Annotated in this window: 14 protein-coding genes; 11 read left to right on the plus strand and 3 right to left on the minus strand. The window is 61.3% G+C overall.

Annotation, left to right across the window (positions count from 1 at the left end; all coding sequences use genetic code 11):
• The first annotated feature begins 8 nt into the window (after positions 1-8).
• The 3 genes from dnaQ (at position 9) to ACSPX5_RS06270 (ending at position 3,805) form a co-directional block, all read left to right on the plus strand.
• On the plus strand, positions 9-767 hold the full coding sequence (dnaQ, locus tag ACSPX5_RS06260; RefSeq protein ID WP_323160981.1) for a DNA polymerase III subunit epsilon: 759 nt from the start codon (positions 9-11) through the stop codon (positions 765-767).
• 153 nt (positions 768-920) lie between these two features.
• On the plus strand, positions 921-3,176 hold the full coding sequence (locus ACSPX5_RS06265) for an Orn/Lys/Arg decarboxylase N-terminal domain-containing protein (RefSeq protein ID WP_169429904.1): 2,256 nt from the start codon (positions 921-923) through the stop codon (positions 3,174-3,176).
• 14 nt (positions 3,177-3,190) lie between these two features.
• Positions 3,191-3,805, plus strand: a complete 615-nt coding sequence (locus ACSPX5_RS06270; RefSeq protein ID WP_207866019.1) for a GNAT family N-acetyltransferase — start codon at positions 3,191-3,193, stop codon at positions 3,803-3,805.
• Here the strand turns inward: ACSPX5_RS06270 and ACSPX5_RS06275 are convergent.
• Complete coding sequence (locus ACSPX5_RS06275; RefSeq protein WP_439821188.1) at positions 3,771-4,664, minus strand: LysR family transcriptional regulator; 894 nt, start codon at positions 4,662-4,664, stop codon at positions 3,771-3,773. The genes ACSPX5_RS06270 and ACSPX5_RS06275 overlap by 35 nt on opposite strands.
• A gap of 85 nt (positions 4,665-4,749) precedes the next feature.
• Positions 4,750-4,986 (minus strand): hypothetical protein, encoded by a 237-nt coding sequence (locus tag ACSPX5_RS06280; RefSeq protein ID WP_439821189.1) that lies wholly within the window; start codon positions 4,984-4,986, stop codon positions 4,750-4,752.
• A 186-nt stretch (positions 4,987-5,172) separates the two neighbouring features.
• On the opposite strand from ACSPX5_RS06280, the gene ACSPX5_RS06285 reads away from it, so the two are divergent.
• Both ACSPX5_RS06285 and ACSPX5_RS06290 read left to right on the plus strand, forming a co-directional pair.
• A complete protein-coding gene (locus ACSPX5_RS06285; protein ID WP_114882292.1) occupies positions 5,173-5,730 on the plus strand; it encodes an NADPH-dependent FMN reductase in 558 nt (185 codons plus the stop codon).
• Positions 5,731-5,829: 99 nt separating this feature from the next.
• Positions 5,830-7,113: an arsenic transporter gene (locus ACSPX5_RS06290; RefSeq protein WP_439821190.1), complete on the plus strand. Its 1,284-nt coding sequence runs from the start codon at positions 5,830-5,832 to the stop codon at positions 7,111-7,113.
• On the opposite strand, the gene ACSPX5_RS06295 is transcribed toward ACSPX5_RS06290, so the two are convergent.
• Positions 7,110-8,060 (minus strand): DUF1853 family protein, encoded by a 951-nt coding sequence (locus ACSPX5_RS06295; protein WP_169429909.1) that lies wholly within the window; start codon positions 8,058-8,060, stop codon positions 7,110-7,112. The two genes, ACSPX5_RS06290 and ACSPX5_RS06295, sit on opposite strands and share 4 nt — an antisense overlap.
• A 114-nt stretch (positions 8,061-8,174) precedes the next feature.
• Between ACSPX5_RS06295 and ACSPX5_RS06300 the strand changes: the two genes are divergently transcribed.
• From ACSPX5_RS06300 to pepN, 6 genes are read left to right on the plus strand one after another with little or no spacing between them, the layout of a single operon-like run.
• The gene (locus ACSPX5_RS06300; protein WP_011333623.1) at positions 8,175-9,065 is read left to right on the plus strand and encodes an NAD(+) kinase; all 891 of its coding nucleotides are present in this window, start codon (positions 8,175-8,177) and stop codon (positions 9,063-9,065) included.
• Positions 9,062-10,036: a metallophosphoesterase gene (locus ACSPX5_RS06305; RefSeq protein ID WP_169432621.1), complete on the plus strand. Its 975-nt coding sequence runs from the start codon at positions 9,062-9,064 to the stop codon at positions 10,034-10,036. The genes ACSPX5_RS06300 and ACSPX5_RS06305 overlap by 4 nt, the downstream gene beginning before the upstream one ends.
• Positions 10,033-10,902 carry a rhomboid family intramembrane serine protease gene (locus ACSPX5_RS06310; RefSeq protein WP_439821191.1) on the plus strand — a complete coding sequence of 290 codons (870 nt, stop codon included), beginning with the start codon at positions 10,033-10,035 and terminating at the stop codon, positions 10,900-10,902. Before ACSPX5_RS06305 ends, ACSPX5_RS06310 begins: the two co-directional genes overlap by 4 nt.
• 29 nt (positions 10,903-10,931) lie before the next feature.
• Positions 10,932-11,192 carry a YeaC family protein gene (locus ACSPX5_RS06315; RefSeq protein WP_085686493.1) on the plus strand — a complete coding sequence of 87 codons (261 nt, stop codon included), beginning with the start codon at positions 10,932-10,934 and terminating at the stop codon, positions 11,190-11,192.
• Positions 11,189-12,019: a DUF2797 domain-containing protein gene (locus ACSPX5_RS06320; RefSeq protein WP_207866011.1), complete on the plus strand. Its 831-nt coding sequence runs from the start codon at positions 11,189-11,191 to the stop codon at positions 12,017-12,019. The genes ACSPX5_RS06315 and ACSPX5_RS06320 overlap by 4 nt, the downstream gene beginning before the upstream one ends.
• 10 nt (positions 12,020-12,029) lie before the next feature.
• Positions 12,030-14,687: an aminopeptidase N gene (pepN, locus tag ACSPX5_RS06325; RefSeq protein ID WP_439821192.1), complete on the plus strand. Its 2,658-nt coding sequence runs from the start codon at positions 12,030-12,032 to the stop codon at positions 14,685-14,687.
• The last annotated feature ends 56 nt before the right edge of the window (positions 14,688-14,743 follow it).

A 14,743-nucleotide genomic window follows, 5' to 3' on the forward strand; every position in this document is an offset into this window, starting at 1 on the left:
GAACACTGATGGCCACCAGATCCGTTGTACTCGATACCGAAACCACCGGCATGCCGGTGACCGATGGTCACCGGATCATTGAAATCGGTTGCGTCGAACTGATCGGTCGGCGTCTGACGGGGCGGCACTTTCACGTCTACCTGCAGCCGGATCGCGAAAGTGACGAAGGCGCGATCGGCGTCCACGGCATTACCAACGAATTTCTCGTCGGCAAGCCGCGCTTCGCCGAAGTGGCCGACGAATTCTTCGAGTTCATCAACGGCGCGCAACTGATCATCCATAACGCGGCGTTCGACGTTGGCTTCATCAACAACGAATTCGCCCTGATGGGCCAGCAGGATCGAGCTGACATCACGCAGCACTGCACGATCCTCGACACCCTGATGATGGCCAGGGAGCGTCATCCGGGTCAGCGCAACAGCCTCGATGCCTTGTGCAAACGCTACGGCGTCGACAACTCCGGCCGTGAGCTGCACGGCGCATTGCTCGACTCGGAGATTCTCGCCGACGTCTACCTGACCATGACTGGTGGCCAGACCAGCCTGTCGCTGGCCGGCAATGCTTCCGACGGTAACGGCACGGGCGAGGGCGCGGACAACTCCGCCACTGAAATCCGCCGTCTGCCGGCGGATCGCAAACCGGGGCGAATCATTCGCGCCACCGAAGCCGAACTGGCTGAACACCAGGCGCGCCTGGAAATCATCGCCAAGTCGGCCGGCGCCCCGGCGCTGTGGACACAGTTGCTGGAAGCCGAAGCTCAGGCGTAAGGCACAAAAGGATCGTCCGGACACCAAAGCCGTGTCCGGACGATCCTTTTTTTGTCAGTACTGACAACTGGCCACCCTCGCCACATCCGCTCCGACCCTCTACCCTGAGGACTTTGGCAGATCACTCTCCGCCGCCTCAGGACACTGAGCCCCATGTACAAAGATCTGAAGTTCCCGGTATTGATCGTCCACCGCGACATCAAGGCCGACACGGTTGCCGGCGAACGCATTCGCGGCATTGCCCGTGAACTTGAGCAGGAAGGTTTCAGCATCGTTTCGGCCACGGACTACACCGAGGGCCGGCTGGTGGCGTCGACCCACCATGGTCTGGCGTGCATGTTGATCGCCGCCGAAGATGCCAGCACCCATTCCCATTTGTTACAGAACATGGCCGAACTGATCGGCCTGGCCCGGGTGCGGGCGCCGGATCTGCCAATCTTCGCCCTCGGCGAGCAGGTCACCCTGGAAAACGCCCCGGCCGATGCCATGGCCGAATTGAATCAGTTGCGCGGCATCCTTTATCTGTTCGAAGACACCGTACCGTTTCTGGCCCGGCAGGTTGCACGGGCGGCGCGTAAATATCTGGACGGGCTGCTGCCGCCATTCTTCAAGGCGCTGGTGCAGCACACCGCCGATTCCAACTATTCCTGGCACACCCCCGGTCATGGCGGCGGGGTGGCGTATCACAAGAGCCCGGTGGGGCAGGCGTTTCATCAGTTCTTCGGGGAAAATACTCTACGTTCGGATTTGTCGGTGTCGGTGCCGGAGCTGGGTTCGCTGCTCGATCACACCGGGCCGCTGGCTGAAGCGGAAGCACGGGCGGCGCGCAATTTCGGCGCCGATCACACCTTTTTCGTGATCAATGGCACCTCGACCGCCAACAAAATCGTCTGGCACTCGATGGTCGGGCGCGATGATCTGGTGCTGGTGGATCGCAACTGCCACAAGTCGGTGTTGCACGCGATCATCATGACTGGCGCGATTCCTCTCTATTTGTGCCCTGAACGTAACGAGCTGGGCATTATCGGGCCGATTCCGCTGAGCGAGTTCAGCCGCGAATCGATCCAGGCCAAGATCGACGCGAGCCCGCTGACCAAGGGCCGGGAGCCGAAAGTCAAACTGGCCGTGGTGACCAACTCCACTTACGACGGCCTCTGCTACAACGCCGAACTGATCAAGCAGAGCCTTGGCAACAGCGTCGAAGTCTTGCACTTCGACGAAGCCTGGTACGCCTACGCGGCGTTTCACGAATTCTTTGCCGGACGCTACGGCATGGCCACCTCGCGCAGCGCCGACAGCCCCCTGGTGTTCACCACCCATTCCACTCACAAACTGCTGGCCGCGTTCAGCCAGGCTTCAATGATTCATGTGCAGGACGGCGGCGCGCGTCAGCTGGATCGCGACCGGTTCAACGAAGCGTTCATGATGCATATCTCGACATCGCCGCAGTACAGCATCATCGCTTCGCTGGACGTGGCCTCGGCCATGATGGAAGGCCCGGCCGGGCGTTCGCTGTTGCAGGAAACCTTCGACGAAGCCCTGAGCTTTCGCCGGGCCCTGGCCAATCTGCGGCAACACATCGACGCCAATGACTGGTGGTTTTCGATCTGGCAGCCGCCGGGTGTCGAGGGCATCGACCGGGTGCAGACCGAAGACTGGCTGCTGAAGCCCGAGGCGGACTGGCATGGTTTCGGCGAGGTCAGCGACGACTACGTACTGCTCGATCCAATCAAGGTCACCCTGGTGATGCCAGGCCTGACCGCCGGCGGCGCGCTGAGCGACAAGGGCATTCCGGCGGCGGTGGTCAGCCGTTTCCTCTGGGAGCGCGGGCTGGTGGTGGAGAAAACCGGGCTGTATTCGTTCCTGGTGCTGTTCTCCATGGGTATCACCAAGGGCAAGTGGAGCACGCTGCTGACCGAACTGCTGGAGTTCAAGCGCAACTACGACGCCAACGTCAGCCTCGATGCCTGCCTGAAGTGTGTCGCCCAGGAAGATCCTGTGCGGTATCGCGGCATGGGCCTGCGCGATCTCTGCGATCAACTCCACGCCTGCTACCGCAGCAATGCCACCGCCAGACACCTCAGACGCATGTACACCGTGCTGCCGGAAATCGCCATGAAACCGGCTCACGCCTACGATCAACTGGTGCGCGGCGAAGTCGAGGCGGTGCCGATCGATGAGCTGGAGGGGCGTGTCGCGGCGGTGATGCTGGTGCCTTATCCGCCGGGGATTCCGTTGATCATGCCCGGCGAACGCTTCACCGAATCCACCCGGTCGATCATCGATTACCTGAAATTTGCCCGCACGTTCGATGCGAGTTTTCCGGGTTTCGTGATCGATGTGCACGGACTGCAACACGAAGACGAGGGCAATGGACGGCATTACACCGTCGATTGCGTCAAGGAATGAGGGCGTTTCCCAGTATGCAACCGGTCATGAATCCAAAATACCCAGGGCTGTCGGTGCGCGTTGCCGACGACGGCTTTGCCGCCTATATCTGGGGCAGCGATTTCAGCTTCGAGGTCGCCGCCTATGGCGCGGCCGAAATCGGCAAGCCCGTCGCGCAGTGGGGCGTGACGCCCATCGTGCCGTATCGCAAGTGCTACGGCATCGACCCCGAAGAATTCAGCAGTTTTCGCGATGCGCCCGACAGTGCGATCTTCATGGCCTGGCTGGAAGATCAGCCTGTGGGGCATCTGGTGATCAGCACCAACTGGAACGGTTTCGCCCATATCGATGAGCTGGCGGTGCATGCGCCGGCACGGCGCCATGGTGTTGCCAAGGCGTTGCTGGAGGTGGCGCAGTTCTGGAGCCGCAAGAAAAAACTGCCGGGGATCATGCTCGAGACCCAGAACAACAACCTCGGCGCCTGTCGCTTGTATGAGCGCTGCGGTTATGTGATCGGTGGCATCGACCATCTGCGTTATCGCGGTATTGACCCCAATACCGCCGAGGTGGCGTTGTTCTGGTATCGACTGTTCGATAATCCGCTGGAAAGCCCGATCAGCTCGCCAGCATCGCCGCGGCTTGTTCCGTGACGATACTCAGCAATGTCTGGACTGCCGATGTCGCCGGCGCGTGCTTGAAGGTCAGTGCATAAAGGCTGATCGGCACCGCCGGTGACAACGGGCAAGTGTCTATTCCACTGGCCCGGGCACCCAGCGCGGTGAACGGGTCGACGATGGCCAGGCCTTCACCGGCCTCAACCATGCTGCGCATCATCTGATGGGTCTGCACCCGGGTGTGGATGCTCGGTGCCGGGCGCAGTGCCTGAAGTTTGTGTTCCAGCGCCGGGCTCAGCGGGTCCTGACCTTCGAGGCCGACCATCGCCTGACCTGCCAGATCCTGCAGCGAAATGTACTTCTGCTTCGGTTGCAGCCAGCCGTGGGGCGCGAGCAATTGCAGCTTGCCTTGCGCCAGCGGCTGGCAATGGATATCCGGATGTTCGGGATCGTGCAGGCTCAGACCCAGATCGCTTTCGCGCAGCAACAGACTGCGAACGATGTGGCGGGTGGGCTCACTGAGCAGCGTGCAGGGTACGTCCGGCAGGCGTCGGCGCAGTGCAGCGAGACTTTGCGGCAACAACTGCTGTGCCAGCGGCGGGGTGCCGATGATTCGAAGGGGTGGGGCGAGGTATTGCTTGAGACTGCTGGCCAGCCGTTGCACCGGTTCCAGCGCGTCATAAATGTGGGCGATTTCAACTTGCAACGCTCGAGCTTCGGCTGTGGCTTGAAGCCGGCCGCGCACACTGGCGAACAGCATGAACCCCAGCTGACTCTCGGCTTCGCGCAGTCGCTCCTCGACATCGCCCGCCGGCAATTGCAGCCATTCGGCGGCGGTGCCCACGTGACCCGCCTGTAAAAGCGCCTGTATCACCTCGATATGACGTAAACGCATGCGTGAAGTCCATGTCCGGCCGTTGGGGTCAGTGGCTGAATCCTACCCCAACTCGGCGCGGATGACTTCTGCTCATAACAATCGGTTATGAAGCGACCGATGGCTCGGGTTCGCGGATCAGCGTGATGCCTGACTGAACCAGCAGGAACTCGTTTTCGTCGATTTTATTGACGCGGTCACCAATCGCCAGTTTGTAGGTTGTAACGGGCTCCATGCCGGTGAAACCGTCTGCCGACGGGGTGGATTCCTGGAACTCATGCACGGAATAAACGCGGCCTTCCGCATCTCTTGCATGGAACTGACCGACGAGTACTGCTGCCATCTGCTTAGAACCTCTGGAGATAAAACGCTTGATTTGCGGCTTGGTAGACCGTCATCGAGCTTGGTAAGTTTTCCTACAGGAAAAAAATAATCCGGATGCGGGAAATATCCCTTGTCGTCTGGTGGAATCGTCGCCGGATCATCTATAACTACAGGCTCCTCCCCACGGACAGTCGAGAGTCTTCCCATGAGCAATGTCTATAACGTCGCGGTAGTGGTTGGCAGCCTGCGTAAAGCTTCGATCAATCGCAAGGTCGCGCTGGCGCTGGCGGAACTGGCACCGGCCAACCTCAAGCTGAACATTGTGGAAATTGGCGATCTGCCACTCTATAACGAAGACATTGACGGCGATTCACCGCCGGCAGCCTACAGCACTTTTCGGCAAAAAGTGGCGTCATCCGACGCGGTGCTGTTTGTCACCCCGGAGTACAACCGCTCTGTGCCGGCACCCTTGAAGAATGCGATTGACGTTGGCTCGCGGCCTTATGGCAAGAGTGTCTGGGGCGGCAAACCGGGCGCAGTGATCAGTGTTTCGCCGGGTGCCATCGGCGGTTTTGGCGCCAACCAGCATTTGCGTCAGTCATTCGTTTTCCTCAATGTGCCTTGCATGCAACAGCCTGAGGCTTATCTGGGTGGCGCCGGTACGGCGTTCGATGAGTCGGGCAAGCTGAACGAGTCGGTCAAGCCGTTTCTGCAGAGCTTCATCAATGCCTATGGCGAGTGGGTAGCGCAGCACAAGAAGTGATCCACTGATTTTTCTGACAACATAACGAACCTGTGGGAGCTGGCTCCCACAGGTTTTTTTGTGGTCTGATTCTTTCCCTTTTATTGAAGGCTGTCGCGAATGTTTGCTGCTTCATTGATTTTCCTGCTGACCATTACCCTGGTGATCTGGCAACCCAAGGGCCTCGGGGTCGGCTGGAGTGCGACCTTCGGAGCGATTCTGGCGCTGATTTTCGGCGTGGTGCACCTGAGCGATATTCCGCTGGTGTGGCAGATCATCTGGAACGCCACCGGCACTTTCGTGGCGCTTATCATCATCAGTCTGTTGCTCGACGAGGCGGGGTTCTTTGCCTGGGCCGCATTGCACGTGGCGCGATGGGGGCGGGGCAGCGGTCGCAAGCTGTTTGCCTACATGGTGTTGCTCGGCGCACTGGTGTCGGCGTTGTTCGCCAATGACGGCGCGGCGCTGATCCTCACGCCCATCGTGATTTCCATGCTGCTTGCGCTGCGCTTTTCTCCGGCGGCAACCCTGGCGTTTGTCATGGGCGCGGGGTTCATTGCCGACACCGCGAGCCTGCCGCTGGTGGTGTCGAACCTGGTCAACATCGTCTCGGCAGACTTCTTTCACATCGGTTTCAATCGCTATGCGGCGGTGATGGTGCCGGTCAACTTTGTCAGTGTCGCCGCCACGCTGGCGGTGTTGTTGTGGTTTTTCCGACGCGACATTCCGACAGCCTACGACCCTGAACAGCTGGAGCACCCGGAGACGGCGATCCACGACAAGGCCACGTTCTACGCCGGTTGGGCGGTGTTGGTGATCCTGCTGGTGGGTTGTTTTGCCCTGGAACCGCTGGGGATTCCGATCAGCGCCATTTCGGCGGTGTGCGCGGCGTTGTTGCTGGGTATCGCCGCTCGGGGGCACAAGATCTCCACGCGCAAAGTGATGAAAGAAGCGCCGTGGCAGATCGTGATTTTCTCCCTGGGCATGTATCTGGTGGTCTACGGTCTGCGCAATGCCGGGCTGACGGATCATCTGGCCGGTTGGCTGGATGTCTTTGCCGGGTATGGCGTGTGGGGCGCGGCCATGGGCACCGGCGTGCTGACGGCATTGTTGTCGTCGATCATGAACAATCTGCCCACGGTGCTGATCGGTCTGCTGTCGATCGATGCCAGTCAGGCGACCGGTGTCGTGAAAGAAGCGATGATCTACGCCAACGTGATCGGCAGTGACCTGGGGCCGAAGATCACCCCGATCGGCAGTCTGGCGACTCTGCTCTGGCTGCATGTGCTGGCACGCAAGGATATCCGGATCGGCTGGGGGTATTACTTCAAAGTCGGGATTGTGCTGACGGTGCCGGTGTTGCTGGTCACGCTGGCCGCGCTGGCGCTGCGGCTGAGCGTCTAACTCTGTCCGGGCACGTTCGGCCACAGATCCGAAACCAGAAACAGCCGCTCGGCCTCTTCCCATTCGCCCCGGGCATTTTCGGTCAGGCGCACCATCAACTGCGCCGGGGCCAGCGGTTCAAGTTCATCGAACCAGGCACGCAACTGCTGGTGGCTCCAGGCCTGATCGGCCGGGTAATGCGCCGGCGCCAGCCACGCGTGGCGGGGCAGGGGTTGCCAGCGCCCGGCCGGGCGCTGGGCGACAAACGCCGGCCAGTCCTTTTGATGCAGCCAGCTGCCGCGCAGATGCTGCGGATGGGCACCGCTCGGCGGTTCGGACTGCCCGGGCCATGGATACAGCAGATAACCGCCCAGCCACAACTGCGCACTGAACGACTCGATATCCAGCGCCGCGAGGGCCTCGCGGCTTTCCGGGCGGGCGGAAATCGGTAGCTGGTGCTCGCTCAGGTGGGCCAGTTTGCGGTCCAGTCGATCATGGCAGCCGGGGCCGAGCCACTGCGCCGGATCGCGGCCGTCACCGTTCTGCGGGCCGAGGTAGAGCTTGATCGCCAGTTCCAGGTGATGCACGCCGTCACGGTCGCGCAGCAGCATGTCCAGTTCACCCAGGGTGTGGCCTTCGCGGCGGATCGGCAGGTTGGCGGCGATCAGTTCGATGCCCGGCGCGTGTTCCACCGCAAATTGCCACAACCGCTCGTAATACAGGCCCAGGCGCCGGGTGCGGGCCTGGGACAGCCATTGCAGCAGACCATAGCTGTCACGATCGAGCCGATGCAGCCAGTGCGCCAGTCGCTCAGGGTCATGCACCCAGTCGCTGCCGGCCAGTGGATGACGTTGCGGCCACGGCGTGGCGTCGAGCATCGGCGGGGCGAGGATCACCCACGCCAGATCGCGCACTTCAGGATGGCGCAATTGGTGGGGCAACTGGAGCAAATCGGGAAATAGGATCATCTTGCGAGCATAGCCTTAAACACAGGCGCACTCTTGGGCTGAAAGGGTTTTGTCTATCCGGCGCTTTCGCCCATAATCGTCGTTTTCGCCGTCGCAGCCCCCCGCAGGAGTCCCATGGAGCAATTTCGTAATATCGGCATCATCGGTCGCCTGGGCAGTTCCCAGGTGCTGGATACCGTCCGCCGACTGAAACGCTTTCTGCTCGATCGTCACCTGCATGTGATCCTCGAAGACACCATCGCCGAAGTCCTGCCCGGCCACGGCCTGCAAACCTCGTCGCGCAAGATGCTCGGCGAAGTCTGCGACATGGTCATCGTCGTCGGCGGTGACGGCAGCCTGCTTGGTGCGGCAAGAGCGCTGGCCAAGCACAACATTCCGGTGCTCGGGATCAACCGTGGCAGCCTCGGCTTTCTCACCGACATCCGCCCCGACGAGCTGGAAATCAAGGTCGCCGAAGTGCTCGACGGCCACTATCTGGTGGAAAACCGCTTCCTGCTGCAGGCCGAAGTCCGCCGCCACGCCGAGGCCATCGGCCAGGGCGATGCGCTGAACGATGTGGTGCTGCACCCGGGCAAATCGACGCGGATGATCGAGTTCGAGCTGTACATCGACGGCCAGTTCGTCTGCAGCCAGAAGGCCGACGGCCTGATCGTCGCCACGCCGACCGGTTCTACCGCGTACGCATTGTCGGCCGGTGGCCCGATCATGCATCCCAAGCTCGACGCTATTGTGATTGTGCCGATGTACCCCCATACCTTGTCGGGCAGGCCAATTGTGGTCGATGGCAACAGTGAGCTGAAAATCGTCGTGTCCAAAGATATGCAGATTTACCCGCAAGTCTCCTGCGACGGGCAGAACCACTTCACCTGCGCGCCGGGTGACACCATCACCGTCAGCAAGAAAGCGCAGAAGCTGCGGCTGATCCATCCGCTCGACCACAACTACTACGAAGTCTGCCGGACCAAGCTCGGCTGGGGCAGCAAGTTGGGTGGTGGAGGCGACTGATGCTCGATCCCGCGCGCAGTTATGACCTGATTGGTGACGTGCACGGATGCGCCCTGACCCTGGAACACCTGCTGGACCGTCTTGGTTACCACAAGCAGGGCGGGGTCTGGCGGCATCCTTCGCGCATGGCCGTGTTTGTCGGCGACATCATCGACCGTGGCCCGCGGATTCGCGAGGCGCTGCACATCGTCCACGACATGGTCGAGGCCGGTCAGGCGTTGTGCATCATGGGCAACCACGAATTCAACGCGCTGGGCTGGAGCACACCGGCTCCGCCCGGCAGCGGCAAGCAGTTCGTGCGCGAGCACACGCCACGCCATGCCCGTTTGCTGCACGAAACCCTGACCCAGTTCGAAGACCATCCGGGCGATTGGCACGACTTCCAGCAATGGTTCTACCAACTGCCGCTGTTCGTTGATGCCGGACGTTTTCGAGTCGTACATGCCTGCTGGGATGCCGGCCTGATCGAGCCGCTGCGCGCGCTGTTCCCCGATGGCTGCATCGATGAGCACTTCCTTCAGGCTTCCGCCGTGCCGGGCAGCTTTGCCTGCACGGTGTTCGATCGCCTGCTGCGCGGCACCGACATGCGCCTGCCGGATGGCCTGACCATGACCAGCGGCGACGGTCTGGTGCGTTCGTTCTTCCGCACCAAATTCTGGGAAGACGATCCGCAGACTTACGGTGACATCGTGTTCCAGCCCGACGCCTTGCCGGAACCGGTGGCGCAGAAGCCGCTGACCTCCAGCGAAAAGAATTCCCTGTTGCGCTACGGCGTCGATGAGCCGTTGCTGTTCGTCGGTCACTACTGGCGCAGCGGCAAACCGGCGCCGATTCGCCCGAACCTCGCGTGCCTGGATTACAGCGCCGTGCTCTACGGCAAACTGGTGGCTTATCGTCTGGATCAGGAAACCCGCCTGGATCCGCATAAATTTGTCTGGGTCGATGTCGAGCGGCCGGAGGTGCTGCGATGAGCGCGGTAGCGGTATTGCGTCTGCCATTGGCGGCGGACCTGAGTGGTTTCGTCAAACTGCTGCAACGCATGCAGGTGCCGCATCGCGTCAGCGAAGAGTCGGGCGAGCAGGTGCTGTGGGTACCGTCGGAAATCAGCGAAGACGTGCGCTCTCTGTACGAACGCTTCCCGGCGGGTGACCCGGATCAGCAACTGGATGTTCCGGTGGCGCCGACCTTCAAGCGGCCGAGCTTCGCCGAGCAACTGAAACACGCAAAGGCTACCGGCTTCATCCTGTTGCTGAGTCTGCTGGTCGGCGGCCTGACGTACCTGGGCGACAACCTCGACACGATGCGCTGGCTGACCTTCCTCGATTTTCGCGTGGTCGGCGACTACATCCATTTCACCTCACTGGCCGACAGCCTGGCGGCGGGGCAGTGGTGGCGCCTGTTCACGCCGATGCTGATCCACTTCGGCATCCTGCACCTGGCCATGAACGGCATGTGGTACTGGGAACTGGGGCGGCGCATCGAGTCGCGCCAGGGCAGTATCAACCTGATCGGCCTGACGCTGCTGTTCAGCCTCGTTTCCAACTATGCGCAGTTTGCCTGGAGCGGTCCCAGCCTGTTTGGCGGCCTGTCCGGCGTGCTTTACGGGCTGCTCGGCCACTGCTGGATCTTCCAGTTGCTGGCACCGAACCCGGCCTATCGTCTGCCCCGCGGCGTGCTGGTGATGATGCTGGTGTGGTTGCTGGTGTGCATGTCCGGGCTGATCTCGATGATCGGTTTCGGCCAGATCGCCAACGCCGCCCACGTCGGCGGGTTACTCATCGGATGCTTCACCGGTTTGTTGGGCGGTTTGTACAACCGCCGTAAACTGGCCGCCTGAATTTTTGAATAAAGAGCACGGAGACCCTGATGTCCTCTTTTAACGATTTGATCAAGAACATCACCCCGGACATCTACCAGAGCCTGAAACTGGCCGTAGAGATCGGCAAATGGTCCGACGGTGGCAAGCTCACCGCCGAACAGCGCGAGCTGTCGCTACAGGCAATGATCGCCTGGGAAATCCAGAACCTGCCTGAAGAAGAGCGCACCGGTTACATGGGCCCGCAGGAATGTGCGTCGAAGTCGATCGAAGTGCCGAACATCCTGTTCAAGTCGGACGCCCTCCATTGATCGAGATTGGCCGCGGTGCAATCAGCAAAATGTCGGCGCGCCTGGACGGGCCGAATGTGCAATATGCGTTTCGTCTGGATGACGTCGAGGTGCCGGTCAACCCGTTGATCGGCACGACGGTGCGTCTGGAATACCTGGGGGCGATCCATTGCACCCATTGTGGACGCAAGACCAAGACCAGTTTCAGTCAGGGCTACTGCTACCCGTGCATGACCAGGCTGGCTCAGTGCGACGTGTGCATCATGAGTCCGGAGCGCTGCCATTTCGAGGCCGGCACCTGCCGGGAGCCGGAGTGGGGCGAGAAGTTCTGCATGACCGACCACGTCGTCTACCTGGCCAACTCGTCGGGAATCAAGGTCGGCATCACCCGCGCCACTCAGTTGCCGACCCGCTGGCTCGACCAGGGCGCGAGCCAGGCGCTGCCGATCATGCGCGTCGCCACGCGGCAGCAGTCGGGCTTCGTCGAAGACCTGTTCCGCAGTCAGGTGGCGGACAAGACCAACTGGCGCGCCTTGCTCAAGGGCGACGCTGCGGCGGTGGATCTGGCGCAGGTGCGCGATCAACTGTTCGCCAGTTGCGCCGAAGGCCTGCAAGGCTTGCAGGAACGTTTCGGTCTGCAGGCGATTCAGCCGGTGACCGACGTCGAGCCGCTGGAAATCCGTTACCCGGTCGAGCAGTACCCGGCCAAGATTGTCAGCTTCAACCTGGACAAGAACCCGATTGCCGAAGGCACGCTGCTGGGGATCAAGGGCCAGTACCTGATCTTCGACACCGGCGTGATCAACATTCGCAAGTACACGGCCTATCAGCTCGCCGTGCATCAATAAGGACTTCAGCATGCGCACCGAACAACCGAAGATGATTTACCTGAAGGACTATCAGGCGCCCGAGTACCTGATCGACGAAACACACCTGACCTTCGAGTTGTTCGAGGACCACAGTCTGGTCCACGCGCAACTGGTGATGCGCCGCAACCCGGCCCGTGGCCCGGGCCTGCCGCCGCTGGTGCTCGATGGCCAGCAGCTGGAACTGCTCTCGGTGACCCTGGCCGACCAGGAGCTGAGCGCCGCTGACTACCAACTGACGGAGAATCACCTGACCCTGCAACCGGCCAGCGAAACCTTCACGGTCGACACCAGCGTCAGGATCCACCCGGAAACCAACACCGCACTGGAAGGCCTGTACAAGTCCGGCACGATGTTCTGCACCCAGTGCGAGGCCGAAGGTTTCCGCAAGATCACCTATTACCTCGACCGCCCGGACGTGATGAGCAAGTTCACCACCACCGTGGTCGCCGAGCAGCACAGCTACCCGGTGTTGCTGTCCAACGGCAACCCGATCGCCAGCGGCCCCGGCGAAGACGGCCGGCACTGGGCGACCTGGGAAGACCCGTTCATGAAACCGGCGTACCTGTTCGCACTGGTGGCCGGTGACTTGTGGTGCGTTGAAGACAGCTTCACCACCATGACCAACCGCAACGTGGCGCTGCGCATTTACGTCGAGCCGGAAAACATCGACAAGTGCCAGCACGCCATGAACAGCCTGAAGAAGTCGATGCGCTGGGACGAAGAGGTCTACGGTCGCGAGTACGATCTGGACATTTTCATGATCGTCGCCGTGAACGACTTCAACATGGGCGCGATGGAGAACAAGGGCCTCAACATCTTCAACTCCAGCGCCGTACTGGCCCGCGCCGAAACCGCCACCGACGCCGCGCACCAGCGGGTTGAAGCGATCGTCGCTCACGAATACTTCCACAACTGGTCGGGCAACCGCGTGACCTGCCGCGACTGGTTCCAGCTGTCGCTGAAAGAAGGCTTCACGGTGTTCCGCGACGCCGGTTTCTCGTCCGACATGAACTCGGCCACGGTCAAGCGCATTCAGGACGTGGCCTATCTGCGTACCCACCAGTTCGCCGAAGATGCAGGCCCCATGGCCCACGCCGTGCGCCCGGACAGCTTCATCGAGATTTCCAACTTCTACACCCTGACCGTGTACGAAAAGGGTTCGGAAGTGGTCGGCATGATCCACACCCTGCTGGGCGCCGAAGGCTTCCGCAAGGGCAGCGACCTGTACTTTGAACGTCATGACGGCCAGGCCGTGACCTGCGATGACTTCATCAAGGCCATGGAAGATGCCAACGGCGTCGACCTGACCCAGTTCAAGCGCTGGTACAGCCAGGCCGGCACACCGCGTCTGGCGGTGAGCGAGTCTTACGACGCCGCTGCGAAAACCTACAGCCTGACCTTCCGCCAGAGCTGCCCGGAAACCCCGGACAAGGTTGAAAAACTGCCGTTCGTGATCCCGGTGGAACTGGGCCTGCTCGACAGCCAGGGCAACGAGATTGCCCTGCGTCTGGCCGGCGAAGCCTCGGCCCAAGGCACCACTCGAGTGATCTCGGTGACCGAAGCGGAACAGACCTTCACCTTCGTCGACATCGCCGAACAACCTTTGCCTTCGTTGCTGCGTGGTTTCTCGGCGCCGGTGAAACTGAGCTTCCCGTACAACCGCGATCAGTTGATGTTCCTGATGCAGCACGACACCGACGGTTTCAACCGCTGGGATGCCGGCCAGCAACTGTCGGTGCAGGTGCTGCAAGAACTGATCGGCCAGCAGCAGAAGGGCGAAAGCCTGGTGCTCGACCCACGTCTGATTTCGGCCCTGCGCACCGTGCTGTCGGACGAGTCGCTGGATCAGGCGATGGTCGCGGAAATGCTCTCGCTGCCAAGCGAAGCCTACCTGACCGAAATCAGCGAAATCGCCGACGTGGACGCGATCCACACCGCCCGCGAGTTCGCCCGTCAGCAACTGGCGGACAACCTGTTCGAGGCGCTGTGGCTGCGTTATCAAGCCAACCGCGAGCTGTCGAAGCAAACCCCGTACGTGGCCGAGGCCGAGCACTTCGCCCGTCGCGCGTTGCAGAACATCGCGCTGTCGTACCTGATGCTCAGCGGCAAGCCGCAAGTGCTGGCGGCAACCCTGGAACAGTTCGACAGCTGCGACAACATGACCGAGCGCCTGACCGCGCTGGCGGTGCTGGTCAACTCGCCGTTCGACGACGAGAAAGCCAAAGCCCTGGCCAGTTTCGCCGAGCACTTCAAGGACAATCCGCTGGTCATGGATCAGTGGTTCAGCGTGCAGGCCGGCAGCACCTTGCCGGGCGGTCTGGTGCGGGTCAAAGCGCTGATGCAGCACCCGGCGTTCAACATCAAGAATCCGAACAAGGTGCGTGCGCTGGTCGGAGCGTTCGCCGGGCAGAACCTGATCAACTTCCATGCGGCGGATGGTTCGGGCTATCGCTTCCTCGCGGATCTGGTGATCGAGCTGAACGGCTTCAACCCGCAGATCGCTTCGCGCCAACTGGCGCCGCTGACCCGCTGGCGCAAGTATGACAGCGCTCGTCAGGCGCTGATGAAGGCGGAGCTGGAGCGGATTCTCGCGTCCGGTCAGCTGTCCAGTGATGTGTATGAAGTGGTCAGCAAAAGCCTGGCCTGACGCTGTTTCAGGGCAATAAAAAAACGCCGCTCAATGAGCGGCGTTTTTTGTGGCTG

Source organism: Pseudomonas sp. HLG18 (assembly GCF_051903985.1).
GTDB classification, from domain to species: Bacteria; Pseudomonadota; Gammaproteobacteria; order Pseudomonadales; family Pseudomonadaceae; genus Aquipseudomonas; species Aquipseudomonas fluorescens_BT.